Source organism: Bradyrhizobium sp. USDA 4369 (genome assembly GCF_054056435.1).
In genome coordinates this window covers 3,823,400-3,848,177 of the sequence record NZ_JBSRYH010000001.1, presented here as the reverse complement: position 1 = coordinate 3,848,177, position 24,778 = coordinate 3,823,400, and the positions used below count along the sequence as shown (strand labels likewise).

The window sequence follows — 24,778 nt, the reverse complement described above, 5'->3', positions numbered from 1 at the left end:
ATGCGCCTGACATCCTTTGCGGCAATACGCTCCATCCAGACCAAGATCGCCCTGATTGCAGGCGTGTGCCTCGCACTGACCTGCGTGATCCTGATCAGCTACGGCCTGTTCTCGACCCAGAGCATGAACCAGTACGTCAATCACGAGGTGATGCAGCTGGTCGATCGCCAGACCAAAGAAAGCCTGATGAACCGCGCGGCCGCCGAGGCCAACGTCATCAAGGCCGAGCTGGAGGTCGGGTTCGATGCGGCGCGCACCATGGCCCACTCGTTCGCGGTGCTGGCGGACGACAAGAGCGGCACGTCCGTCAGCGCCCGGCGCGCGCAGCTCAACGCCGTTCTGCGCCACGTGCTCGAGCTCAACCCGGCCTTCAACGGCACCTATTCGGCGTGGGAGCCTGATGCGTTGGATGGCAACGATACCGCGTTCAAGGCACGCAAGGATGTCGGGTCCGACCAGACCGGCCGTTTCCTGCCCTATTGGACGAGAAGCGCCGGCGGCGCCATCGCAGTCCAGCCGCTGGTCGAGTATGACAGCAGCGAACGACATCCGAATGGCCTTGTGAAGGGCGCCTGGTACATCAATCCGAGCACGACCGGGAAGGAGAACATTCTCGGGCCGCTGCCCTATATCGTTCAGGGCAAGCCGGTGTTTCTCGCCACCATGTCGGCCCCGGTGATGATCGACGGCAAATTCCGCGGTCTCGCCGGCGCCGACTACAATCTCGACTTTGTGCAGAAGCTCGCGGAGAAGATCAACGCCTCCTTGTTCGACGGCAAGGGCAAGGTCGTGATCCTGAACGACACCGGGCTCGTCGTCGCCAACAGCGCCAATCAGAGCGTCATCGGCAAGGCCGCCACGGCCGCCGATCCGCGCTGGGGTAACAGCGCCGCGATCGTTCGGGCCGGCAAAGGAGCGGTTCAGGACGATCCCAACGTGACCAATATCGACATCTACGCGCCGATCCAGTTCGGTCGCACCGATACGCCGTGGTCCATCGTCATCTCCGAGCCGCGCGACGTCGTGCTGGCGGCGGCGAGGCAGCTCGATGCCTCGCTCAGCGGCCGCTCGACCGCCAGCACGGTCTGGCAGCTCGGTGTCGGCGTGGTGATCACCGCGCTGGCGATCTTCCTCATTTCCGTTGCCGCCCGCAGCATCGCCCGTCCGATCCGCGACTGCGCCGAATTCGCCGACGGCATCGCCAAGGGCGACTTCAACCAGACGCTGACGATCGAGCAGGCCGACGAGGTGGGCGCGCTTGCGACCTCGCTGAAGGCCATGCAAGGCGACCTGAAGCGCAGCATCGCGCAGCGTGCGGAGGATCAGGCGACCGCCGACGCGGAGCGCCGCCGCGCGATGAACGTGATGGCCGATCAGTTCGAAGCCTCCGTCGGCGGCATCGTCGAGACCGTTTCCGCGGCGTCGAGCACGCTGGAAACGTCGGCGGGAACGCTGAGCAGGACCGCGGAACGGGCGGAGACGCTGGCCACGACCGTCGCGGTCGCGTCCGAGCAGGCGTCGACCAACGTGCAGTCGGTGGCCTCGGCGACCGAGGAGATGGCCTCTTCCGTGACCGAGATCAGCCGTCAGGTGCAGCAATCCGCCCGCATGGCCAACGAGGCCGTCAGCCAGGCGCGAACCACGACCGGCCGGGTCGGCGAGCTGTCCAAGGCCGCAGCACGGATCGGCGACGTCGTCGAGCTCATCAACACCATCGCCGGCCAGACCAACCTGCTCGCGCTCAACGCCACGATCGAGGCCGCGCGGGCGGGCGATGCCGGACGCGGCTTCGCCGTGGTCGCCACCGAGGTCAAGGCGCTCGCCGAGCAGACCGCCAAGGCGACCGGCGACATCGGCCAGCAGATCGCCGGCATCCAGGCGGCGACGCAGGAATCTGTCGGCGCCATCCGCGAGATCAGCGAGACCATCGAACGGCTGTCGGAAATCTCGGCCACCATCGCCGCCGCCGTCGAGGAGCAGGGTGCGGCGACGCAGGAGATCTCGCGCAACGTTCAGCAGGCCGCCCAGGGCACGCAGCAGGTCTCGTCGAACATCACCGATGTCCAGCGCGGGGCGACCCAGACCGGGACGGCCTCGTCCGAGGTGCTCTCGGCGGCGAAGTTGCTGTCGCGCGACAGCGGTCGCCTCAAGGAGGAGGTCGGGAAGTTCCTGGTCTCCGTCCGCGCGAGCTGAACAGGCGCGGGATCGTCGATCATGACTGGCTGTCGCGAGACCGCCGATACCCGCACCAGTGACGAAAAGGCCGCCTGCACCAGCCCAGGCGGCCTTGTCGTCTTCCCTCGATCGAAGCCGCGCGGCCTCAGCGGCCGGCGCGCGCCAGCATCTCGAACCGGTAGTTCACGCCGACCAGCGCGGTATGGATCTTGGTGTTCAGGCTGACGACATCGGGCCCGCCGGTCACCGCGGCCGCGCCCGGCAACCTGCCCGTCACCGTGCCGAAATCCGCATAATCATACTCGGCGAAGGCCGACCAGTTGCGGGCGAACATCCATTCGACGCCAGCACCGACCGTCCAGCCGCTGCGGTTGAACGCCACGCTTGCGGATTGGCCGTTGGCGGCGTTGACCGCCGTCACGCTGGTCCGCGTCCAGGCCGCACCGCCGCGCGCATAGAGCAGCACCTCCGGGGTCACCAGATAGCCGGCACGCACCGTCGCCGTATAGAGATTGCTGGTCCGCGCGTTCAAGGTCAGCTGCGGCGCCACCGCGCTGGAGGCGTTGACGATGCCGAGATCGGCCATCGCCTGGACGCCGAGCACGAAGCGGTCGATCTGATAGTCGCAGCCGAGCTGCACGCCGCCGATCACATCGCCGCCATTGCTCGTCACATTGGCTGGCGTCTGCAGCAGCGCCGCCTGTGGCAGCGGCGCGACGGCGCCGGCGACAGGCACCGGGTTCTGCGGCGCGGCGCCGCCATTATTGCCTTGATTGTTGTTGCCTTGATTATTGTTTCCTTGGACCGGCGGTTGCTGGGGCGGCTGGCCGGCATTGTTGTTGGCGGGCGGAGTCTTCGGCGGCCAGCCGGGCTTGTGCGGCGGCACCGGCTTCCAGGCGTAACCGCCGTGCTCATGCTTGCCGTCATCCTTGCCGTCATGCTTGGCCCAATCCTCCTTGAACCAATTGTCCTTGCTCCAATTGTCCTTGCCGCCATGGCTCTTCCAGACGTCGGCCTCGTGCTTGTCGGCGGCGGGCTGCGTCGACCAGCCATAGCCCGGCCGCTCGTGATCGTCGTGCCGCAGCCACGCCAGCCTGTCCGCATAGCCGCTCGCATGCAATTGCGACCAGCCCTCGCCGGCATGCTTGTCGTCTTTGTAGTTAGCGTCCTTGGTGGACGGCGCATGCCATCCCCAATCATGGTCGGCGTACTTGTTGCCGCCGTCCTTTGTCCCCCATTGCGGCCAATAATGACCATCATCACGGTCGGGCTTGCCATGCTTGTGATCGTGCTGCCACCCATCATGATGCTTGTCGCCGTGATCATGGTTCGACGGCTGCCACCATCCCTTGTCGCCATAGACGGGCGGCTTGTATGGCGGCTTGCCGCCGCCATTGTTCGGGTTGTTCGGCGGAGTGGGCACCGGCTTTGCGACGACCGGCGGATTGGCCGCCGGAGGGTTCGCTGGCGGAGGATTGCCGGCATTGCCGGCCGGCGGTGCGGCGGGCTGCATCACAGCCGGAACAGGCGCTGCGGCGGCGTTGGCGCTGCGGCTCCAGGTCTGCTGCTGACGCGACCAGGCATAGCCACCATTGGCGCCGGCATGACAGCCGCTCCACCTGTAGGCGACGATGTCGGGCGGTGGGAGTGGAGGAGGCAGAGCGAGATCGGTCGCCCAGACCGATGTCGTACTTCCCGCGAAAGTCGATAGGCAAAGACACACGCCAAATACGCGACGCATTGAACTCACAACTCCTGAACACATGCCGCAACAACGACGGCCGCATCAGGAGGATCAGAATGTGTCGCGAACTAATTGGAAAAATGTCAGCGCGGTGGAATGCGCGTCGCGCCGTTCCCGCGCGCAAAATTCGCCTCCGAGTGTTGCAAGGCCGCTGCAGAATTCTGGCGAAACCGCGCAGGCTGCAAACGATCATCACGCCGCTCCATCACGCAGGTGCGTCGGCGCGCATCAATACAGATGCGGCTGAGAGCGCTTGTGCGAAGGCACGAAGCGCGCGAGCGCCTGTCAGTCGTGCCGGCGAACTGATTGCCGCGCGGGACGAGGCCGGCTCACGACGTGCGACGCTGCGTCGTCGACGTGCGATCACTCGAAGCGGCGCGCGGGCTCCTGCAACTCACAACATCACGCGCTGACGCGCGTTCACGCGCGCCAATTCGGCCGTCAGCCCGCCCTGATGATGCGCGTGGTGTGGCGCAGCCGGCGCGAGGATTTGGCGATCATCGGTCAAGCGTGGTGAAAGCGTGTCGCGCCTCGGCGGCGGCCGATCCCGGCCATGATCATGGCGGCGCGCGGCGTGACGCAGGATCTGAGTCGAGCCTGCGTCACGGCGTGGAGCGAGATCAGGGATTGCGCCGGGAGAACGAGATGGCGTAGGCGCCGTTGCGGATGTCGATCATCGGATCGTCCGAGGCCTCGATGCCGTCGGTGAGCTGGCCCGGCAGGAACAGCAGCTTCTTCTGCGCGGCGTCGCTATCGCCGACCGCCTTGTCGATCGTCAGCGTGCCGAGCGCGACCAGCTTGCGATCGTCGGGCCACGGCTTGGCGGGATCCTTGGTGTCGTCGCCGGCGGCCGCGAGCTGCGCCATGAAGCGGAACGCGACCGGCCCCTGCTGCAGCCGCGCCGGCAGCTCGGTCATCAGGAAGTCCGGCGCGCGCTTGGCGGCGTCGGCCTTGTCGAGATGCACCACCTTCTCCGGCAGCATCTGCCAGCGCACCGCCTGCCTGGCGCCGGCCTTGTTGACGAGCACGAAGGCGTTGACGCCAAAATAGGCCTCGTTGGCAAAGCTGTCCGGCGTCGCGATGGTGCCGAGCGCCGCCGGCACCGACGGATGGCTGCCGATGAACTGTTCGAGCCTGGTCGGCTTGGCCGCGCCCGGCCCGCTGTCGGCGATCGCCAGGAACAGGTCGCGCAGCTCCGCACCGGTCGAGACGGGGAAGAATTTCAGCGAGTTGATCACGAGGTCCATGTCGGAGCCGTCGGCGAGATGAAACTTCACCGCCATGCCATGCGGATTGGCGTCGTCGGAGCCGTCGGGCAGGTTCGGCACGCCGGTGGAATCCGAGAACCGCACCGTCACCGGGATCTCGCCGCCGCTGAACAGCGACGCCTTGCTCAGGCCGGCCGCCTCGGCCGACGGCTTGAACTTGCCCTCGACCACCACGCCCTTGGCGTGATTGGCGCGAAAGCCGGCATGGACGCCGAACACCTTGTTCATGGCATCGACGAGCTGCTGCTCGACCGGTGCGTCCTGGGCAAAGGCTGCGACGGGCCAGGCGAGGCTGATCCCGGCGAGCGCGGCAACGAGCGTGCGTGTCTTCATGTGTGCATCTCCTGTGAGGTGATGCAGCATAGCAGTATCATTTGATGCGAGAACGACTTTCGGTTGCAGCGCTGTGCAGCGCACGTCGGGGCAAAAGCATGGAACTGCCGGGTCGCTTGCGGCCATGCTTCGCGCCCCCCCGCCTGCAGCGCCCCCAGACTGACGCCCTCGGCACGGCAGCCCCGAACGGTGACATCGCGCGCGCCTTGCGGTCCCCCGCGGAATGTCCCTATTGTATCCGCGCGTGCCCGCGTCTCCATCGCCTCCGCGATGCCTCGGTCCGGATCCGGCATCGTGACGATGTTCGACCGTGAGGTCGGACCGGCGCGCTCATGACGGAGTTCCAGCAGTGCCCGCACCGGAAAGCTTCCCCATCGACAAGATCCACGTGCCCGACAAGAAGCGCAAGGCGCTGAAGCCGGAGGCGGTCGAGGAGCTCGCCGAGAGCATCCTGGAGTCGGGCCAGCGCGAGCCCATCCTGATCCGCCGCGAGAAGGACCGTTTTGTGCTGGTCGAAGGCCTGCATCGCCTGGAGGCCTGCAAGGCGCTCGGCGAGCCCGCCATCAAGGGCCTGCTGATCTCAGCCGAGGAGGCCCGCTTGCGCGAGCTGCCGCCACCGCCGCCGGATCCGGAGCGCGAGAAGATGGAGCGCCTGCGCAAGCTGCGGCTGGAGAAGGAGGAAGCCGAGAAGCTTGCCGCAGCCGCCAGAGGCGGCTCGTCCGCCCACACCGCGACGCGCGCGCGCGGAGCGGCCGACACCACGAGCCGAACCGGCCGCGCGGGTGCCGCCAAGCCGGCGCGGGCCGCCGTCGCCGCGCCCAAGACGCTGTCCGACTGGATCAAGCAACAGGAGCGCAGCGGCGGCCGTTACTGACCGCGCCCCGCGCCGCCTCGTGAATGGTGGTCCGGCCTGCCGGCGCGCCTCAGATCGATCGATCGGCCTTCTGCGCCCGCCTCTCTCTCCCTCGACGCCACCCCCTGCCGTCATGCCCGGGCCCCGTCCCGGCCATGACGACGGGGATAGAGCCTGAGACCAACTTGCCGCAGCCCATGCCATCGTCTGCAGGCCGCGAGCTTCGTGGCCGCGCCGCGGCACCACGGTTCATTCTTCGCCCGTCAGCCGCTGACATCGAGAGGACATTGCGCGGCTCTTCCGCGCTGCAGCCTCGGTGACGTCGCGGAACGGCCGAGGTCAACCTTGGTTGAGAACAGACCCTCGTCCCTGCCCGCGGCATCGGACCAGGATTGCGCGGTTCCATTCCCGCCTTTATCCTCAGACACGATCCGCGCAGGCCCGCATCCAGAAGGAGCGCCCCATGCCGACCGCGAACCCGGCTCAGACTCTGGCTCCCCTGGACGAGACCATCACCATCGCGGAGCTGACGCGCGATCCCTATCCGATCTATCAGCGCCTGCGGCGCGAGGCGCCGGTGCTGCGGGTCAAGTCGGTGGGCCGGACGTTTCTCACCAAGGCGGCCGACACCAAATATGTGAAGGACAATGCGGCGCTGTTCTCGTCCGACGATCCGAACACGCCGATGAAGCGCGCCTTCCTGGCGCATACCCTGATGCGCAAGGACCATGACGAGCACCGCGCCGAGCGCATGGCGATGATGCCGGCCTTGATGCCGAAGACGATCGAAGCCGAGTGGGTGCCGCTCTACGCCAAATTCGCCGCTGATTATCTCGACCGGCTGCCGCGCGGCGAGGTGGTCGATCTCTTCCCCGCCCTCGCCGGACCGCTCGCCGCGCGCATCCTGGCGCATGTGATGGGCATTCCCGACGCGAGCGATGCCGACATGCAGCGCTGGTCGCAGACCCTGATCGACGGCGCCGGCAATTTCGGCTGGACGCCGGGGCCGTTCGACGCCACCGACATCGCCAATGCGGAGATGGACCGCTGCATCCGCGCAAACATGGCGCGCGTGCGGGCCGCACCGGATTCGTCGGCGCTCTCCTTCATGGTCAACGCGAAGAGCCCGATTCCGGACAGCCAGATCATCGCCAACATCAAGATCGCGATCGGCGGCGGCATCAACGAGCCGCGCGACGCGCTGCTGACGATCCTCTACGGCCTGCTGACCAACCCGGAGCAGCTCGAAGCCGTGCGCGCCCAGGACAAATGGCGCGCCGCCTTCGAGGAAGGCGTGCGCTGGGTGGCGCCGATCCAGGCGAGCTCACGCCTGGTGATGGAGGACACCGAGATCCGCGGCTGCCTGATCCCGAAGGGCGACACCGTGATGACCATCCAGGCCTCCGCCAACCGCGACGAGGACGTCTTCACCGACGGCGAGACCTACAACGCCCTGCGCGACCCGAACCCGCACCAATCCTTCGGCAACGGCCCCCACCACTGCGCCGGCGCCCACCTCTCCCGCCGCACCGTCGGCGCCATCCTGCTGCCGATGCTGTTCGAGCGGTTTCCGCGGATGGAGCTGGTGGATGCAGCCAGCGTGCGGTGGCATGGGTTTGGGTTTCGGGGGCCGCTGAATTTGGCGGTGAGGATGCAGTAGTCTAGCGCCACTCTGAGCGTAAGGCCCAGAGTGGCGTCACAACGGTCAGCATTGCTGGCATAAGAAAAAGCGGGCCGGGGGTGACTGCATGCGTGTCCCCGTTGACGTCAATATAGCTCTAGAGCTATATATTGGCATGGGTTCGCACGGAACCTATAGGCAGGTCATACCCTCAGGCGATGACCTACGATCACCAATTCTCGTCGGGGAAGAACAGCGAGATGGGTCGCGACCTCAACGACATCATTGCCGCCCTTCCTGATGAGGAGCAGGTCGCGATCAGAACGCGCCGTGACGAACTGAAACAAGAAATCGAAGGTTTGCGCGAGCTACGCCAGATTGTTGGGAAAGCGCAGGCAGATATTGCTTACGCCCTCAACATTACCCAGCCGTCGGTCTCAAAGATCGAGAAGCAGACCGACATGCACATTTCGACCCTTCGTAACTATGTGGAAGCTGTTGGCGGCGAACTGGAGCTCACCGTCAAGTTACCGAAGGGACCGGCACTGCGGCTTCATCACTTAGGTAATGATGCGCCGATGATTGCAAAGTCGATGCAGAAGAAGAGCAGAAATCGCTCTCCAAGGCGGCGTCATGGATGAGTTGCAACGGTCTATCTACGTTGATCGATTTCGGCTCGCGTTCCATACTAAGAAGGGCACAGCCTTTCAGGATTGGTTCGTACTTCTCGCAGGCCACGCTTTCGGTCCCGATTTCGAGGAGGTCCGACCCTACGGCCCTTATGGTGACTTGAAATGTGATGGCCGCCGGATCAGCTCCCGCTCCGTTTTCCAGTGTTACGCTCCTGATACCATGGAAGAATCCGACCTCATAGCAAAGATAGACGAGGACTTCCACGGTGCCCGCGCGCATTGGGGCAGCAATATGTGGGAGTGGGTCTTCGTTCACAATGATGGGCGCGGACTGCCGCCGAACGCGGTCCGGCATCTCGACACACTTCGCCAGGCGCATGCGCTGCTTCAGATCGCAACCTGGTCTGAGCCAGAACTGCTCGACCTTGCCATGACGCTCGACTTGTCTGCGCTTCAGGCTCTTTTCGGTCCGGCGGCTTCAATCGCGATCGTGGATCGTCTCGTCATGTCCGATCTGGTGCCGATCATCGAGGCGCTGCAGCGGCAGGAGCCAAATCCGAGCGATCCGCCCCTGACACCCCCGTCTCCGGAGAAGCTCGAAAAGAACGCCCTATCCGAGGATTCGGGCGTGTTACTACGAATGGGCCGCCGCAAGTCGGGGCTTGTCGATACCTTCTTCCGAAAAAGCCCGCGCCCTGATTTAGGGGAGCGCATCGCCGAGGCTTTCCGGCTGCGCTACGCCGAGTTGAAGGCTTTCGATCTTCCAGCCGATGCGATCTTCAAGCACCTTCAAGATTATGCCGGCTTCAATGGTGAACCAAAGCGGCAAGGTGCGGCGCTGGCAGTTCTCGCCTACTTCTTCGACAGCTGCGATATCTTCGAAGATCCAGAGATGATTTCCGGAGGGGCGTCGTGATCCTCCCAACGAAGCATGTCCGTCCCGATCGAGCCCTCATTGGCGTCGGCGCCGAGATTCTCGACATCCTTAAACAACCAATGACCATGTCGCGCCTATGGGACGAGATGCGCGGACGCCGCTCGCTCCATGCACCGAACGCCCCGATTGACTATCAGTGGTTCATTCTGTCACTCGACTTGCTCTTCACGATAGGTGCTGTCGATTTCGATAGGGGCTTAGTGCAGAGGGTTCAGTTGTGATCCGCCGTTTTGGCAGCGACCTAGCGTCGTTCAAGGCGCTCACCCTCAAGCCCGGCCTTAACATCCTGCTTGCCGACAAGAGCGAGGGCGCGAACGATCGTCAGTCGAGAAATGGCGCCGGCAAAACCAGCTTCGTTGAGTTAGTCCATTTTTTGTTTGGTGCCGATGCACGCAAAGACAGTATCTTCCGCTCTGATGCGCTCGCAGCCTGGACGTTTGACGTTGAATTCGATATCGCAAGCGAAATCATCTCGGCGGCACGCAGCGGTGCCAAGCCAAGCCGCGTTGTCGTCGATGGCTCGGTTGAGAGTTGGCCAATTCCGCCGCAGTTCGATAGCCGCACCGGGGCTTTCGAGTTGTCCAATGAAAACTGGAAAGCCGATCTCGGCCAACTTTGGTTCGGCTTGCCGATTTCGACCGGTGACGAAGCCGAACGCTTCCAGCCGTCGTTTAGGTCACTCTTCTCCTACTTTGTACGTCGTCAGAACAGCGGCGGCTTCCAGCAACCAATGCAACATTCAGGAATGCAGCAGGCATGGGATCAACAAGTCTCGATCTGCTATTTGCTTGGCCTAGACTGGAGTATCCCAGGCCGCTTTCAGGAATTGCGCGCGCAGGAGAAGGTGGCACAGGAACTGCGCAAGGCTGCCCGTAGTGGCGACCTTGGCCGGTTCTTCGGCAAGGCAGCCGATCTCAGGACGAAGCTGACCATCGCCGAATCCCGTGCAGCGCGGTTGCGCCAGCAGCTTGAGACGTTCGAGGTGGTGCCGGAATATAAGGCGCTGGAGCGCGAAGCGAACGAGATCACGCGCGATATTGATGATATGAACGTCGAGAACGTGGTGGACGGCGATCTCCTGCAACAGCTTCGCGCGTCTCTCGCCGACGAGGATGCACCCGATCTGGGCGACGTTACAAAGCTCTATGCCGAGGCTGGCGTCGTCTTGCCTGACATGGTGCGGCGACGTTTCTACGAGGTAGAGCGTTTCCACCGTAGCATCATCGAGAACCGTCGCGCGCACCTGGCTGCCGAGATCGCCTCTGCCGAGGCTCGTGTCGCAGAACGCGATCAGCGCACCGCCGAGCGGGATCGGCGGCGGCGGCAAATCATGGGCATCCTGCGCTCCGGCGGCGCGCTCGAACATTATACGTCGCTACGCGAGGAAGTCGGCCGAGCTGAAGCGGAGGTTGAGGGGCTTCGCCAGCGGCTTGACACCGCAGAGCGGATCGAGAGTACCAAGGCCGAACTGGATATCGAACGGGCCAACCTGACTAAGGCGCTACGTGACGACATTCACGAGAGGGCCGACATCATCCGCGAGGCGATCCTCGCCTTCGAGGCGCTGTCGGAATCCCTCTACGAGAAGGCAGGGAGCCTGACGATTTCCGAGTCCGCAAGCGGCCCTCAGTTCGAGGTTCACATCGACGGGCAGCGAAGCAAGGGTATTACCAACATGCAGATCTTCTGCTTTGATCTCATGTTGACCGAGATTAGCCTCAATAGCGGCCGCGGCCCCGGATTCCTGGTCCATGACAGCCATCTGTTTGATGGCGTAGATGAGCGACAAGTCGCCAAAGCCTTGCAACTTGGCGCCCAACGGGCTGAGGCCGCCGGCTTCCAGTACATCGTCACGATGAATTCCGACGCGCTACCGCGCGAGGGGTTTCAACGCGGCTTTGACGTCCAAGCGCATGTCCTCAGCCCCAAGCTGACCGATGCGACGGATATTGGTGGCTTGTTCGGGCTGCGCTTTGAGTAGATTACAGCGATAGTGCACTCATCCCCGGCAAGGGTTCGGCCTCGGAAAAATTGCATTCTTTGGCCCTACTAAGATGGCTCGATCCACGCCTCCGCATCGCTGCTCTGCCCAAACTGCCCGTCGTGCCAATCTGCCGCATTCCGTCGGGCAACTTCCCCCTTGCATCGTCGGGCAAATCACCTCGATCCTCCCCGCCGTCTCCTGCTCGGCTAGAAGGGGCGTTTCGCGATCGTCACGGACCGTGGAGCGGGGGATGCGGTGGCCGCCTGGGGTCGCAGTGCGCGTTTCGCGTGCGGACGAACGAACCGAGGCGGACGGTCAAGCCGTGTGGTCCCGACACCCCGACGCTGGTGTCTTGGTCGGCGACATCCCGATGACGGGGGCAAGCAAGCCCGGTCCCCTGGGAGAGCACGGAGCAGCCGTTCAACCCATCGCGCAGGGAAGGCCGGATGTCTCGGCCAATCCTGTGGTGACTGCCGCCTGCTTTTCTTTCTGCAGGCGGGCCATGGGTGCGGCCCGCACCCGGCCTTCCCTGCGCCCTTCTTCTGGAAGAGCGCCCCGGCCAGCAAAGCTCGGACGCAAAAACGCGCCGCGAGGCTGCGGAGCCGCGCTGACAGGTCAGAGATTTCGGGTTGAGCGCCGGGAATGGCGCTCCCTAGGGGAAACAGCGATCGATCAAGCACCGCGTTGAAAAGACTTGAGTTTTTACCACCCCACTATGGATTGTGTAGCACATGAAGCGACATTCGTCGAGTGCCTTCGACTGCGCCAAATCAACTGGAGGGAGTGCTTATCCACTTTTGACGCGCCGCGGCTTCGAGTTCGTCAACCAGTTCGGCGAGTTGAGTTGCTGTGTCGTTCATCAGCTTAACGCACTGCACGGTTTCGTCAGAGTGCCGATCCTCACCCGCCCAGTGCGGCCGACACCACTCACGTCCCGTGGGACTGGTGTTCTCGGCGATGAGCCGCACAAGCTGCCGATTCTTGGGGAATAGCTTTTCCCAAACTTTGGACATACCGGAATCGTCAAAGCTGTAGCGCGAGCCGACCCAAGAGGCGCTAATCTCGTCAAACACATTGAAGTATTTGCCAGAGAAACTACCGCCCCCAAAATCATGTGTTCGCAGGAAGTACATCACATCGTCGTCGAACAGGTTCCTGAACTTGGCGTATAGCTCTACGTCATGAGGATTGGGCGCTGGACGACGAGCTTCAGGCAGGTAACGGTCACCGAATAAGAGCAAGACGGCAAAGCCGACAAAGCTTACGCTGACCCAGTGCGGAGTTTCGGGAAATGCCAGTTCAATACCGTAGGCCTTGAAGGCTCCCTGGACGATCATTTGCGGCATATTTGCTTCGAGGGCCACCGCCGCGAGCACAAGATATCCAGCCCGACGGGCCATCGCCCGACCCTTTAAGCGATGCCAAAGATCGATAGCGGCCTCTAAGTTTTCTTTGCTTAACCAGCGCAGTTGCATGAACAAACTTCTCTAACAGGCGGAATGATTCAAGTTGATGAGGCGCGCAGTGAACCTCGTTCACAATCAGGGGCATTTATTGGCTCTCACGGCAATCGTTTCTCGGTCTCAGCGAGGAACGGCACCGTGGCCGCGGTCATGTGCAACACGTAGGAGACTAGTTCGCCCGACACCTCGGGGGCAGGGCCGGCCCCAGCACCGTGCCCCGCCTGTCTGTTGCGAGGGGTTGAAATTGACGACGCAAGCACACTCCGCAGCCCGCTCAAGTGATTTTGCCAGTACGCAGGTATGAGACCATTGGAGAGGCATACGTTCACGAGGTCCTTAGCGGCGGCCTTGGGATCAAATTGCCATTTTCGCTCGGTGCAGATGACCTTCATAGTGCTCTCGAAGCACTTGTAACAATCGACTAAGGCCTCCTGCTTCTTGCCATGCCTGAAGTGCTCATAGGCGCTAAGGAACTCATCCTGAGCATTCTTGAAGCTCTTGCCTCGCAGGACAGTAAGCGCCGGCACCACCACGTCTTTATGTATTAGCTGCGAGTCGACACAGACAATCTGCCCATCGCTGTATTGATAGCCTACTCCCGCCTCGCGGAATCGCGCATTGAGTTCTTCGATGGCCTGCGGGCCAATGGTGAGAACCTGCTCAAGATAACGGCCAGCGTAGCCAATTCTACTGCAGCGCCCCTCTATCATAGCGAACGAAAGCTCGATGGCGTCCAAGACCTTATCGGCATCTTTCTCGGTCAAAAACCAATTGACTAGTTCCTCATGCGGCCCATTTCGACTGGCTTTGTGTAATCGGAAAGTGCTATATTCACGACGCAGCGCGTCTACAATCATTCCATAAGTCTCTTCTATTTCGTGTACGTGTCTATTAGGAACTCCAACGCCATCGCCCCAGATGTAGACCACCTGTGTCCGAAGCCCCTCAGGAATGGCGTCGTAGATAAAAACGTCCGTGGCCTGGCCCAACGCACGCTTCTTTCGTTTGAAATAAAAGATCATAGACCGCCATTGCTCAGTTCCGCATCGAATCGGGCCTAACAGGTTACACACGCCTGAGAGGGATCGATTAAGCGTTACAACTCTGTGCACAGGTTTTGGGGTCAGAAATTTGAACGGTGCGCCGTGAAGGCAGCCGCGCGACTTCCCCCCGTATGCCGCTCGGCAGACCTGATCCGGGGAGCACTCCGAGCGCGGCCTACCAGGTCCAGAGGAAGTGGCTTACCAGATGCCTCACGCGACCTCCTCTTGACGTTTGGCGATCTTTGCAATCGTGGCGCGGCTGCACCCCGTGGCCCGCTGGATGGCGCTCCAGGATTGACCAGTAGCAAGCAAGCGAGCAATGCCGTCATTGCGCTCGGTGTCCTCAGGGCGACCCTTATAGCGACCTTCAGCCTTCGCCTTGGCTTGCCCTTGAGCCTGCCGGCGGCGGCGATCGTCATAGTCCTTGCGGGCAACAGCCGCGAGCATATCCAACAGCATGCCGTTGATGGCTTCGAACATGCGGCCTGTGAACTCGTCGGCGGCGTTGGTCGCCATCATCCACGACGTCGGCAGGTCCAGCGCCACCACCTTCAAGCGACGGGCCGTGAGTTCTCCCTTGAGCCGCTCCCAATCGGAGGCGGTGAGGCGGGATAGCCGATCTACCTGCTCAACAAGAAGAACGTCTCCAGGCGAGGCATCAGCCAGTAGCCGGAACAGCTCGGGGCGGGCCAGCTTCGCGCCGCTCTCGTTCTCGACGTACCAAGCCGCGATCTTTAGGCCGCGCTCAGAGGCAAAGGCCTGGAGTTGATCCTTGGCGCGGCGAGCGTCCTGCTCTGAGGTGGAAGCGCGAAGATAGGCGCGGACAAACATGACGAAACCCCTCCATGGTTCACTATGGATGGTTTCGATATAACAGGTTCATTTTGGTTGGTCAAACGGATTTCTTGAACCAAGCTTTGTGCGATTCGCTTTAGGCATGCCCTAAGTGAACCAGCCTCCTCCCGCCATTAGGTCAAGTGAGGCAACAGGGCTCACCTGTACGTGACAGTGAGGGACCCACCTTCCTGAGGCTTCTCCCTGCTTACCTTGCGTACCTCACAGTGGGGACGTTGAGTCAGCATGCACCTTCTGGAGCAACCATCGTGGGGTCGCATGAGGTTGAGTGACCATGGCTGCAGACGCAACCTTCTTCCGATTGGAGTGGCATGACCCACTCACCCGTCGCCCGAACTGTGGGGGTGGGTGACATACGTGCATGGCAACACTCAACTACATCCAAGGTGAGGCTTACATACTGACGCAGTAGGCATCACTCATGAAGCATGATGTAGCATTTAACTAATTCATTACGCGCGAGAAGGATTTGAATGCGAGGCTTGATTTTTGATAGCAAGGCGTGCATCCGTAGATAAATTTAGATCTCAAGATTGGAGTTGGCGATCTGCTTTTTCGTGCAGAAAATTAAAACGACTAAATCGATTATCAAGCGCGCACGAACAGCGCACCTTACCCAGACCAGAATCAAGCCAAGCTCAAGTGACCGAGCAGCGCGGGTTAGACCTATCGTCTGCCTTGTGGGCGAAAGGCTCTCTGGCGACCTCTATCTGGTTGACCTCAAAACCCATCAAACAAATTGATGGCCATTCTCTTGGAAACTTCTAGATTGGAATGCGATCCGATGAACGAAAAGAATACTAACTGGTGGCAAGAAGAAATGCACTTTCGTGTCAAGGCGATGGTGTCATACGAGGCGTGGATTTCGGCAACCGACAGACCCCAGGCAGATCACTCTGCTGGAAGATCTGCTTGTGCTTGGGAGCTGCGAGAAACATCAGGAACGAATGCCGTGGTCCACATGGACGCAAAGATAAGCGAAAGCAATGAGAGCGACGAACAGCGGGGGTATGTTGCTGCGGCGCTCGGAGTGATTTCTTGTCTCACTAATTCGGCCGTTACCATCTATGCAGCGAGCGATTACGTAGTCGAGGGACTTAACAGAAATGCCAAGCTCTGGCAGGCTCAAGGGTGGCTTGAGCCAAAAGGAAAGCGTCGAAAAAATGCGGAGCTTTGGGAGTTGATTCTGAAGTTGGAGGACGAGCGCGGACTTTCGATAAAGGCCGTCAGACGCTCTAGAAGTGACGATCAGATCCTTGATGCGGTTCACAACCGAGCTATAGCAGCACGGGACGCGAAAATCTTATGACCTTGGGCGTCCGAGCCGAATGGGCTATGGGCGATCCAGAGCAGAGATGCGCGATTCCGGGGTGCCATCAATCCACGATGCGATCGGCCGGACTTGGTCTAGCCTCATTCCACTGCAAGCGCCATGTCGAGCACAAAGCTCGGCACGGCAGCCATTGGCATAGGAGTTACAGCGCTCTCGACTTGAAGCCATACCTCAATGCTGCGATTTCCTATATCCGTCCGCGCCTTGAGACAGACCCTGAGATTAAGGAAGCCATTGCTCAGCTTGCGCTTCTCCTGGAGCAATCGCCTTACGAGATCGCAACGCGTCTTCGTGGCCTTTCTGCGAAGACCCGCGCGGACATCGCATTTGGCCGCCTCCGTAAGAAGGGCATCAAGCCCGAGCGTCTGCTTGCCATCCACCTCGCCATCACCGCCCTCATTGAGGAGGACCCCGGCTCGCATCGGGTCAAGGAATTCCGTTTGGTCCAGGTCGCAAAGGCAGTCCATCGGTTGGCCAGCGGTTATCATCGGGTGTGGCCGCAGCAGGACAAGAATGGTCGGACCTTCCGGATTGAGCTTCATGCCTACGCGAGGAGCACCGGAAGGGTCTTGAGGCTCATTGGGCAGATGATTGAGGAGCGGTGCGAATGGGCTACCGAGAAGCACTTGGCCGGGGTGTTGGCCCTGAAGGTCAAGCGCTACGGACGGCACCCCGCATTGCAGCTAGAGCCTAAGGAAAATCGACCGTGAGCATGTGTGATCGATCAGGTGCGCCAGATGACATCCGCCAAGGTTTGTCGGATATCCCGGTCACTCCGCGCCAGAAGAAAATGGCACTGGGGCCAAAGCCCGTGGCTCTCGAAACCAGATGGCTTGCGTCATCACCAAAGCTCAAGTCCGCCATTGAGGGGCTGACAGCGGACCTTCAGCGCTACGAGGATGAGCTGGGTGTACGTAACAGAGCGAGGAAACCGGCAGATCAGGAGAAGTTTGCCAGTGCGGTCGAAGCGATCTGCTGCAACTTTGCGGCGGTCGCGATGGCTGCTCCGGACCGGAGACTCGCGGTCAAATTCGGCAACTATGCCTCTGGGCACTCATCGGTCTACGGCGCCCACTTCAAGCGGGTCGTCGGATTGATGAAGGATCGTGGCCTTCTCACGGAAACGAAGGGGTACCGCATTCCTTCAGCGCGGCGGGCCGTCGTTCCCTCAACCATTCATCCGACATCGGCCTATTGGGACCGCATGCCGCAGCCGCGAGGTTGGACTGAGCTGCGCCTTGAGGACCACCGCGAGCTTGTCGTCATCAATGCCGGGGACGATGGGAGCAAGGTCTCCCCACCGCATGAATGGCTTGAAGCCCGCGTATCAGAGATGGTGCGGATCAACGAGCATCTGAAGGCTATGTCGGTCGAATATGCAGGCCTGGAGAGCATGCCGCCAGTCGAGCATACGAACAGACCGGCCGCGCTCATCATCACTCCCCATCACCGGACAGTCCGCAGGGTCTTTAAGGGCAGCATTGACCACGGTGGGCGGCTCTATGACGGCTTCTGGGAGACGATGCCGCGAGACCTGCGCTTTCGGCATCTCACCATCAATGGGGAGACGGTGGTCAACGTGGACTTTGGCCAGCTCTTCCTCCGGCTCGCCTATGCGCAATCCAACCGAGAGCCTCCGCAGGGGGACCTTTACGACTTGACTGGGAGCGACCACGAGCGGGCCGACTGGCCATCATTGCGCGATGGCTGCAAGCAGATGGTCAACGCGCTGATCACCGGCAAGACCAGCCTCAAGCAATGGCCGGGAGATACGAACTCAGACCGGGCCAAGATACGGGCGCTCTTTCCGGCCGGCACCAAGCCCAGCCAAGTGATCGCCGCCATCAAGGCCCGCCATGAAGCTGTCGCTCAGGAGTGGTTCGGACGCGGGCGGGGCCTGGAGCTGCACCGTCTAGAGAGCGATATTCTGGTTGCTGTACTGCTCCGCCTCATCGACCGCCGTATCGGTGCCCTGCCGATGCACGACAGCGTCATTGTGGCCCGCTCCGATGGCGAGGCGGCTCAAAGCATCATGCGCGAGGAAGCTCGGCGTTTGGTCGGGGTGGAGATTCCGGTGAAGATCGACGCGGGATAGACTCTAGGATTCTCAGGGGACGGCGCTGGGAGGCGTTTCGGATCTGGGTGGAACTCTCTCGCGACCAGAAGCGGGGCCTCTCTGCGGCCTCCTCTGAGGCACTGAGACATGCGACAAACTGTCCAATTCTTACGCTTCCACTATTGCAGCTTTAGGTCGGCTCAAAGGGTAAGGGGACCTTGAGATCATCCCTTATGGAGAGCCAACCCTATTGATGCCGATCCATCGTCATCCTCAACCACTGAAGAGGTGGGCATCAGGAAAGCACAGGGCCTAAGGCTCACAGGGTCTAAGGCTCAAAGTGACCGGGTAGGACCATCACCTCACATTACCGGACCAACTCAAGGGGGCATGCCTCATGCTTGATCCCTAAGGAAGGATGACGGTGGTAAGGGGAAACTGAGCATCATGGTAAGCGCATCGCGTGACGCCGCGCAGTTCTACCTCACGGAAGCAACATCCTGCTTGAACTAAGTCTCGTGATGACAAGCATCATCGCCAACATCATTCCCTAGCACCAGGGAACAGGCGGTTACTCTTTGCGATAGGCTAGAAGTGCCCCGGGGAAACGTCACCGAATCTTCCGGACCCACTTCAAGCCGGATCACCACGAGTGCATACCGCTGCGCCCCAGTGCCATCAACGGATTCTAGTTCGGTCAACAGATTCTGAAACGCGCTCCCGTATGGCGATTAGTCCGCCAGCACGTCTCACCGCGGTACTTGTGGGAATAGCTTCGATGATGATGATGTTGGCGAGAATGACTGTAGTGGCTGTGCCGTCCCCAAGCAGCGGCATCTGACGCCGTTACAAGGGATGCGACAGGAGCAGAAAGCGCAATGGCGATCGCGAGAGTTATGTTCGTGATTTTCATGGTGTGTCTCCGTTATTGTTTTTAGTGAGCGGCTTTCCGCCAACCAGCTGCTTCAGCCTCAGTTTCGGCACAGAACCACCGCTCCCCAAGGCCTTTATCCATATTGATCTTTGAGTAGTTCAATTGACCCGGCAGATGATAAATCCTCTCTCCTTTTCGATTGACATTACCTTTGATGACGCAGTTCGTGTCCGGAGCATCCGCAGACGAAGCCGCGCCCAGCAACAGCTTTTGGCTATCGACAGGTACTGAAATCGAGCCGAGGATGATCGTCTGCCTGTTGCGATGACGCCAATCCCAAGGCGCAATGAACGCGCCTCGCCACAAACCAGCGTGAGCATCCCGCGCAGCAACTTCATCAGCATCGTAAGAATGAGAATACCTAACAAAAGAAAGCGCCCATCCTTGGCGGACCATCCACGCGCCAACGTCCTGACCTTCCACAAGACAGACGCCTAGAGAGCGCCCGTAGCGATCGGCAGCGAAAATGTCGCAATCCCACGATCTTCCAGCTGAATAACGTATTAGTTCATCGCGGGCGGTGATTCCGCATTCCCAGGATTTTTCACGCGCATCCATGCAGAGTTGATCGGTTTCGGGAGCATCAATTCCCTGGATACGAATTTTGGTGTCGCCAATCTGGACAGTATCGCCGTCAACAATCTTCGGCACTCCCGATAAAGCGCCTCCAGCCAGCGAGTTCGAAGATAAGATTGCCACCGACACTAACGCCGCGAACGTTACCGCAGCGCGTAGACCACCTGTGGGGGAAGGAGGTTGCGCCGGTCGCGATTGGTAGATTTTTGGCGACTGCGCCCAGGCATTGAGGGACAACGAACGGACGAAAACATCTGCCGGTGCGGCAGAAGAAACTAAACGACTTCGCATTCCGAAAATTAGGCTCGTTTCTTGGCTCTGCGGATTCTTTGAGTCCGCTAAGAACTGCGGCTAGGTATTCGATGAAAATTCCAGCTCTGTGACAAAGAGCGCCGAATTAGTTTTTAACTCATTCCAAGTTCCAAAAATCTGCCCATCGTTATTTATCTTCTCACCATGCAGCTGCAGGCAAGCTCTAGCAGAATGAGGACGATGATCAAGACCTCAAAGGGAAGGCTCGGAAAAGGGAACAAGGCTCGAAACTGACGACGCTTGCGGACACCTCGGTGCTAGCCACCACGCAGCGTTCCGTTTCATGCAGGGATGTTGATGGTTAATGGTGGGGGAGATTATTCCGCCTCACGGCACCCGCCAAGCCAACCCCGACAAATCTACGGGCGCCTCTATCTGAGCCATCGCCTTGGTCAATGGCTTAATGGAGAACCCTTTGCCGTAGTCGCGACCAACGCTGTCCTTGTTAGCGTGCCCCGTGATAGCGTCGTGAAGCTCCTCATAGAGGCCCGCATCGCGCGTCATACGCTTGAAGGTGTGGCGGAAAGAATGAAACACCTTTGTGGCTTCTCCGATTCCGCATTCATTCCGAAGATAGCCATTGATCCACTTGGACCACGCGGGCGCCTTCAGGCCTGGCCAAAGCGGACCATCGAGGCGAGCACCAGCGTCGAGCAGCCACGAGCGATAGGTGAGCAGGCCTATGCGCTTCAGCTCCGGATGAACAGGAACGCGGCGAATCGATGAGACGGTCTTTGTGCTGCGCCCTCCGCTTCGACTCACATCGAAGAACCACACCCCGTCATCGTCGTCCTGTCGAAGATCGATGATCCTCAGGCGAGCAATTTCGTTCAGACGCATCCCGCTGAATAGACCGATGAGCGGAAGCCAGAAAGCAGCCTCCCCTTTGCCACCCTCCGAGCGCCGCCGTTCGGTATAGACGGGCGACGCGAAGATAATCTTTAGGTCTGCCTTCGAGAATATCTCGCGCTCTTCCGTCTCTCCATCGTCTACCTTGAACTTCACGGCCTTGCCGAACGGATTGACGAAGCCCTCCACCTCGTCCAATGCGCCCTCAGACTCCGCATGTGAGACGATGGCTCCGAGGAGTTGCACCGCCTTGTTGATGGTGGTCGCGCCCCGAGCCGGGTATTTCGATAGGTCGTCTCGTTCTAAGAGCTTCGGAAGCAGCAGCTTGCGTAGCGCTTCAGGCAGATTCTTGGGGACCTTGGCGATGGCATCGCGGAATTCTCTCGCAGTCCGCTTTGTGATATCAGCCACGCGCATGTCGCCGTGCAATTCTGTGAAGAACCTAACAGCCTGCCGCGCTTCAATCACCGTGTTCTCGCTCGGCTTCTTGGAGCCCCGCACAGAGCCACCACCGGCCTGCCATTGAGCGAAGGCTTCAGAGAGGAGAGGACCCCGAGCTTGCGGTATTGGCTCTGCGGGCGTCGGCAGGTCCTCGCCTTCATGCCGTTTGAGGATCGCTCCGTAAGCCCTCACATGCGCGGCAAGGACCTCAATAGCGACCGCCTGAAATTCGCTGGAGGATCGGTCCACCGCAGCTCCGCGCTTCTTCATCTCAATGGCGGTCTCAGCGAACACGATGGAGGCGTCGCGCCGCGCGTATGCCGTGCGGTACTCCTTCGCCAGCTCCGCAGTCTCCTCCTCATAGACGGCGGCATGATCCGGCTGCATGCCCAATCCGGAAGCCGGCTGGAGAGGCTCAAGGTGGGGCCATAGCTCGGCACGGTCTACGCCAATGAGCCTACGGTCATCGCCCAAAAGGCGCTCCGTCTCGTCATCCGCAAGAAGGCGCCGATAGACCGCCTCCCCCACTTCCTTTGCGTTCACGGTCTTTGCGGAAGTCGGCGTTGGCGGGGTGGCGATGGCTTGGGATGCCTCATCAATCCTCGCCGTCAAACGCAATGCAATCCGATGCGCCTGCCGTTTGGCGCCGGCGGCTTCCTTGGTGTCGAGCGACTGCACGAACTCGTGCTTGAACTTTCCGGTGGTGGCGTTGACCAGATCAGGAAAGCCAGCGCGGATATGCGGAGGGGCATCCTTGCCGGCGAGCGCCTGAGGCAGCCTGCGGATTCCGATCGATGTCGCCCAGGATTCCGAGATGATCTCGCCCACCATTCCGATTTGAAGTCGCCCACCCGTTCCGAGATGATGTCGCCCACGATTCCGGGATGATGTCGCCCGGGTATCGCAAGAGCGAACCCGGGGTGACGAGACCTCTTCTGGCTCCCATAGGGTCAACCTTTCGGCTTTGCGAAGGGGGACCCTGGATGCCGACGGAGAGGCTTGCGATGCGCCGTGTGCGCGATGTGATCAGGATGAAGGCGGCTGGGCTGCCGAGCCGCGAGATTGCTCGGCGGATGGGCGCGGCGCCCTCGACAGTGCGGCTGACCATCCGGCGGTTCGAGGCCGCAGGCCTGAGCTGGCCGTTGCCCGACGAACTCACGGACGCGGCCCTGGAGGCCCGCCTGTTCGCCAAGACCGGCAACGGTAACCGGCAGGGTCATCGCCGCATCGCCGAGCCCGATTGGGCGGCGGTGCACCGCGAGCTCAAGCGCAAGCACGTGACGCTGTCGATCCTGTGGGAGGAGTACATCGGCGCCGAGCCCGGCGGATACCGGTACTCGCGCTTCTGCGAGCTTTACCGCGCCTGGGAGGGACGCCTGTCGGTGACGATGCGCCAGGCGCACGCGGCCGGTGACAAGCTGTTCGTCGACTACGCGGGCGACGGCGTGCCGGTGGTGGTCGACCGCCTCACCGGCGAGCGGAGGACGGCGCAGATCTTCGTCGCCGTGCTCGGCGCCTCGAGCTTCACCTACGCGCAGGCGACGTGGACGCAGGGGCTCGCCGACTGGATCAGCGCCCATGTTGGCGCCTTCGCGGCGATCGGCGGCGTCCCGGCGCTCCTGGTGCCTGACAACACCAAAGTCGCAGTCATCAAGGCGAGCCTCTACGACCCGCAGATCAATCGCACCTATGCGGAGATGGCCGCGCATTACGGCACGGCCGTCTTGCCGGCGCGACCTCGCAAGCCGCGCGACAAGGCCAAGGTCGAGCAGGCCGTCCTCATCATCGAGCGCTGGCTGCTCGGTCGCCTGCGCCACCGCGTCTTCTACAGCCTCGCCGAGGTCAACGCAGCGATCGGCGAGTTGCTCACCAGGCTCAACGAGGAGCGGCCGATCCGGCGGCTCGGCGTGACGCGCCGCCGGCTGCTCGAGGAGATCGACCGGCCGGCGCTCAAGCCGTTGCCGGCGAGCCCCTACGTGCTCGCCGAGTGGCGGATCCGCCGCGTCAGCCTCGACTACCACGTCGAGGTGGAGAAGCATTATTACAGCGTTCCGCATCGCTTCGCGCGTGCCGAGGTCGAGGTGCGGTTCACCGCCCGCACCGTCGAGATCTTCCACAAGGGCGAGCGGATTGCCGCGCATCAGCGCATGAGTGGCAATCACAAGCACACCACCGTGCCGGAGCACATGGCCTCCAGCCATCGGCGCTACGCCGGCTGGACTATCGGGCGTATCCGTCAGGACGCCGCCGCGATCGGGCCGGCAACCAGCGCATTGTGCGACCTCATTCTCGACGAGCGCTCGCACCCCGAACAAGGCTTCCGCGCCTGCCTCGGCATCCTCAGGCTCGCCGCCTCCTATGGGCGCGAACGGCTGGACGCGGCGGCTGCGCGGGCGATCGACATCGGCGCGCGCACCTATGGCTCGGTCAAGTCGATCCTCGCCAACAATCTCGATCGGCGTCCCGCTCACCAGCGCTCCGCGGACGATGCGCCGATCCTGCATGCCAACATCCGCGGACCGCGCTACTACAATTAGGAGACCGTCCCTTGCTCACCCATCCGACCCTCGACCGCCTCAACGCCCTCGGCCTCCACGGCATGGCCAAGGCCTTCGCCGACATCGAAGCCGCCGGTGAGGCTGGCAGCCTCGGTCACGCCGAATGGCTTGCTCTGCTGCTCGAACGTGAAGCCTCGCTGCGGCACGACAAACGGCTCGCCACTCGCCTGCGCTACGCCAAGCTGCGCCAGCAGGCATGCGTCGAGGACATCGACTACCGCACCCCGCGCGGTCTCGACCGCCCGCTGTTCGCCAAGCTTGTCGAGGGCCGTTGGATCGACGACCACGTCAATCTCCTGATCTGCGGCCCGGCAGGCGTCGGCAAGAGTTGGCTCGCCTCGGCGCTCGGCCACAAGGCCTGTCGCGACAATCGCTCCGTGCTCTATCAACGCGTCCCGCGCCTGTTCGACGATCTGGCGCTCGCCCGCGGCGACGGTCGTCACCCACGCCTGTTGCGCGGCCTTGGCCGTGTCGATCTGCTGATCCTCGATGATTGGGGGCTCGAGCCGCTCGATGCCGGCGCCCGTCACGACCTCCTGGAAATCCTCGAAGATCGCTACGGTCATCGCTCCACCATCGTCACCAGCCAGCTCCCCGTGGACCAGTGGCATCTGCTCATTGGAGATCCCACCTATGCCGACGCCGTGCTCGATCGCCTCGTCCACAATGCCCATCGGCTCGACCTCACCGGTGAGAGCCTGCGCCGAACTCGGCAATCCGCCCGAAAGACCTGAGCGCCGTGGACATGCCGCTGCGCTTGGACAACGCAATCGCGTTGTCCACATGCCCACAGCAACCGCAGAAGAAGAAA

19 protein-coding genes are annotated in these 24,778 nt (G+C 61.6%); 12 read left to right on the top strand and 7 right to left on the bottom strand.

The window, feature by feature from the left end; translation table 11 throughout:
* Positions 1-2,193, top strand: a complete 2,193-nt coding sequence (locus tag ACVIJ6_RS17405) for a methyl-accepting chemotaxis protein (RefSeq protein ID WP_456773666.1) — start codon at positions 1-3, stop codon at positions 2,191-2,193.
* A gap of 127 nt (positions 2,194-2,320) precedes the next feature.
* On the opposite strand, the gene ACVIJ6_RS17400 is transcribed toward ACVIJ6_RS17405, so the two are convergent.
* Together ACVIJ6_RS17400 and ACVIJ6_RS17395 are read right to left on the bottom strand one after the other, a co-directional pair.
* Positions 2,321-3,916 (bottom strand): outer membrane protein, encoded by a 1,596-nt coding sequence (locus ACVIJ6_RS17400; RefSeq protein ID WP_456773665.1) that lies wholly within the window; start codon positions 3,914-3,916, stop codon positions 2,321-2,323.
* A gap of 623 nt (positions 3,917-4,539) precedes the next feature.
* Positions 4,540-5,520, bottom strand: coding sequence for a catalase family peroxidase (locus ACVIJ6_RS17395; protein ID WP_456773664.1), 981 nt, complete (start codon positions 5,518-5,520; stop codon positions 4,540-4,542).
* Between the two features lie 349 nt (positions 5,521-5,869).
* On the opposite strand from ACVIJ6_RS17395, the gene ACVIJ6_RS17390 reads away from it, so the two are divergent.
* From ACVIJ6_RS17390 to ACVIJ6_RS17365, 6 genes are all read left to right on the top strand, one after another.
* Positions 5,870-6,394, top strand: a complete 525-nt coding sequence (locus ACVIJ6_RS17390; RefSeq protein WP_456773663.1) for a ParB N-terminal domain-containing protein — start codon at positions 5,870-5,872, stop codon at positions 6,392-6,394.
* A gap of 442 nt (positions 6,395-6,836) precedes the next feature.
* Entirely contained in the window at positions 6,837-8,033 is a 1,197-nt protein-coding gene (locus ACVIJ6_RS17385; protein ID WP_456773662.1) for a cytochrome P450, read from the top strand.
* A gap of 221 nt (positions 8,034-8,254) precedes the next feature.
* Positions 8,255-8,635, top strand: a complete 381-nt coding sequence (locus ACVIJ6_RS17380) for an XRE family transcriptional regulator (protein ID WP_456773661.1) — start codon at positions 8,255-8,257, stop codon at positions 8,633-8,635.
* Entirely contained in the window at positions 8,628-9,542 is a 915-nt protein-coding gene (locus tag ACVIJ6_RS17375; RefSeq protein WP_456773660.1) for an ABC-three component system protein, read from the top strand. The genes ACVIJ6_RS17380 and ACVIJ6_RS17375 overlap by 8 nt, the downstream gene beginning before the upstream one ends.
* On the top strand, positions 9,539-9,784 hold the full coding sequence (locus ACVIJ6_RS17370) for an ABC-three component system middle component 6 (protein WP_456773659.1): 246 nt from the start codon (positions 9,539-9,541) through the stop codon (positions 9,782-9,784). The genes ACVIJ6_RS17375 and ACVIJ6_RS17370 overlap by 4 nt, the downstream gene beginning before the upstream one ends.
* The gene (locus ACVIJ6_RS17365; protein ID WP_456773658.1) at positions 9,781-11,544 is read left to right on the top strand and encodes an ABC-three component system protein; all 1,764 of its coding nucleotides are present in this window, start codon (positions 9,781-9,783) and stop codon (positions 11,542-11,544) included. The genes ACVIJ6_RS17370 and ACVIJ6_RS17365 overlap by 4 nt, the downstream gene beginning before the upstream one ends.
* A 773-nt stretch (positions 11,545-12,317) precedes the next feature.
* On the opposite strand, the gene ACVIJ6_RS17360 is transcribed toward ACVIJ6_RS17365, so the two are convergent.
* The 3 genes from ACVIJ6_RS17360 to ACVIJ6_RS17350 all read right to left on the bottom strand — a co-directional run bounded on the left by ACVIJ6_RS17360 (position 12,318) and on the right by ACVIJ6_RS17350 (position 14,884).
* The gene (locus tag ACVIJ6_RS17360; protein ID WP_456773657.1) at positions 12,318-13,022 is read right to left on the bottom strand and encodes a hypothetical protein; all 705 of its coding nucleotides are present in this window, start codon (positions 13,020-13,022) and stop codon (positions 12,318-12,320) included.
* An 86-nt stretch (positions 13,023-13,108) separates the two neighbouring features.
* A complete protein-coding gene (locus tag ACVIJ6_RS17355) occupies positions 13,109-14,032 on the bottom strand; it encodes an STM4504/CBY_0614 family protein (protein ID WP_456773656.1) in 924 nt (307 codons plus the stop codon).
* A 231-nt stretch (positions 14,033-14,263) separates the two neighbouring features.
* Positions 14,264-14,884 carry a recombinase family protein gene (locus ACVIJ6_RS17350; protein WP_456773655.1) on the bottom strand — a complete coding sequence of 207 codons (621 nt, stop codon included), beginning with the start codon at positions 14,882-14,884 and terminating at the stop codon, positions 14,264-14,266.
* 808 nt (positions 14,885-15,692) lie between these two features.
* Between ACVIJ6_RS17350 and ACVIJ6_RS17345 the strand changes: the two genes are divergently transcribed.
* The 3 genes from ACVIJ6_RS17345 to ACVIJ6_RS17335 all read left to right on the top strand — a co-directional run bounded on the left by ACVIJ6_RS17345 (position 15,693) and on the right by ACVIJ6_RS17335 (position 18,336).
* A complete protein-coding gene (locus ACVIJ6_RS17345) occupies positions 15,693-16,217 on the top strand; it encodes an RNase H family protein (RefSeq protein WP_456773654.1) in 525 nt (174 codons plus the stop codon).
* A gap of 182 nt (positions 16,218-16,399) precedes the next feature.
* Positions 16,400-16,951 (top strand): hypothetical protein, encoded by a 552-nt coding sequence (locus ACVIJ6_RS17340; protein WP_456773653.1) that lies wholly within the window; start codon positions 16,400-16,402, stop codon positions 16,949-16,951.
* The gene (locus ACVIJ6_RS17335) at positions 16,948-18,336 is read left to right on the top strand and encodes a hypothetical protein (protein ID WP_456773652.1); all 1,389 of its coding nucleotides are present in this window, start codon (positions 16,948-16,950) and stop codon (positions 18,334-18,336) included. The genes ACVIJ6_RS17340 and ACVIJ6_RS17335 overlap by 4 nt, the downstream gene beginning before the upstream one ends.
* Before the next feature lie 895 nt (positions 18,337-19,231).
* Here ACVIJ6_RS17335 and ACVIJ6_RS17330 read toward each other — a convergent pair.
* The gene (locus ACVIJ6_RS17330) at positions 19,232-19,882 is read right to left on the bottom strand and encodes a thermonuclease family protein (RefSeq protein WP_456773651.1); all 651 of its coding nucleotides are present in this window, start codon (positions 19,880-19,882) and stop codon (positions 19,232-19,234) included.
* Positions 19,883-20,446: 564 nt separating this feature from the next.
* Positions 20,447-22,240: a site-specific integrase gene (locus tag ACVIJ6_RS17325; protein ID WP_456773650.1), complete on the bottom strand. Its 1,794-nt coding sequence runs from the start codon at positions 22,238-22,240 to the stop codon at positions 20,447-20,449.
* Between the two features lie 173 nt (positions 22,241-22,413).
* On the opposite strand from ACVIJ6_RS17325, the gene istA reads away from it, so the two are divergent.
* Entirely contained in the window at positions 22,414-23,946 is a 1,533-nt protein-coding gene (gene istA / locus ACVIJ6_RS17320; protein WP_083780767.1) for an IS21 family transposase, read from the top strand.
* A gap of 11 nt (positions 23,947-23,957) precedes the next feature.
* Complete coding sequence (gene istB / locus ACVIJ6_RS17315) at positions 23,958-24,701, top strand: IS21-like element helper ATPase IstB (RefSeq protein WP_012041725.1); 744 nt, start codon at positions 23,958-23,960, stop codon at positions 24,699-24,701.
* Positions 24,702-24,778: the final 77 nt, after the last annotated feature.

Bases quoted from the DNA above. Each gene is read 5' to 3' on its own strand.
- ACVIJ6_RS17375 (WP_456773660.1), top strand. From the start codon at position 8,628: ATGGATGAGTTGCAACGGTCTATCTACGTTGATCGATTTCGGCTCGCG.
- ACVIJ6_RS17385 (WP_456773662.1), top strand. From the start codon at position 6,837: ATGCCGACCGCGAACCCGGCTCAGACTCTGGCTCCCCTGGACGAGACC.
- istA (WP_083780767.1), top strand. From the start codon at position 22,414: ATGCGCCGTGTGCGCGATGTGATCAGGATGAAGGCGGCTGGGCTGCCG.
- ACVIJ6_RS17350 (WP_456773655.1), bottom strand. From the start codon at position 14,884: ATGTTTGTCCGCGCCTATCTTCGCGCTTCCACCTCAGAGCAGGACGCT.
- ACVIJ6_RS17325 (WP_456773650.1), bottom strand. From the start codon at position 22,240: ATGGTGGGCGAGATCATCTCGGAATCCTGGGCGACATCGATCGGAATC.
- ACVIJ6_RS17345 (WP_456773654.1), top strand. From the start codon at position 15,693: ATGAACGAAAAGAATACTAACTGGTGGCAAGAAGAAATGCACTTTCGT.
- ACVIJ6_RS17395 (WP_456773664.1), bottom strand. From the start codon at position 5,520: ATGAAGACACGCACGCTCGTTGCCGCGCTCGCCGGGATCAGCCTCGCC.
- ACVIJ6_RS17405 (WP_456773666.1), top strand. From the start codon at position 1: ATGCGCCTGACATCCTTTGCGGCAATACGCTCCATCCAGACCAAGATC.
- ACVIJ6_RS17380 (WP_456773661.1), top strand. From the start codon at position 8,255: ATGGGTCGCGACCTCAACGACATCATTGCCGCCCTTCCTGATGAGGAG.
- ACVIJ6_RS17360 (WP_456773657.1), bottom strand. From the start codon at position 13,022: ATGCAACTGCGCTGGTTAAGCAAAGAAAACTTAGAGGCCGCTATCGAT.
- ACVIJ6_RS17400 (WP_456773665.1), bottom strand. From the start codon at position 3,916: ATGCGTCGCGTATTTGGCGTGTGTCTTTGCCTATCGACTTTCGCGGGA.
- ACVIJ6_RS17355 (WP_456773656.1), bottom strand. From the start codon at position 14,032: ATGATCTTTTATTTCAAACGAAAGAAGCGTGCGTTGGGCCAGGCCACG.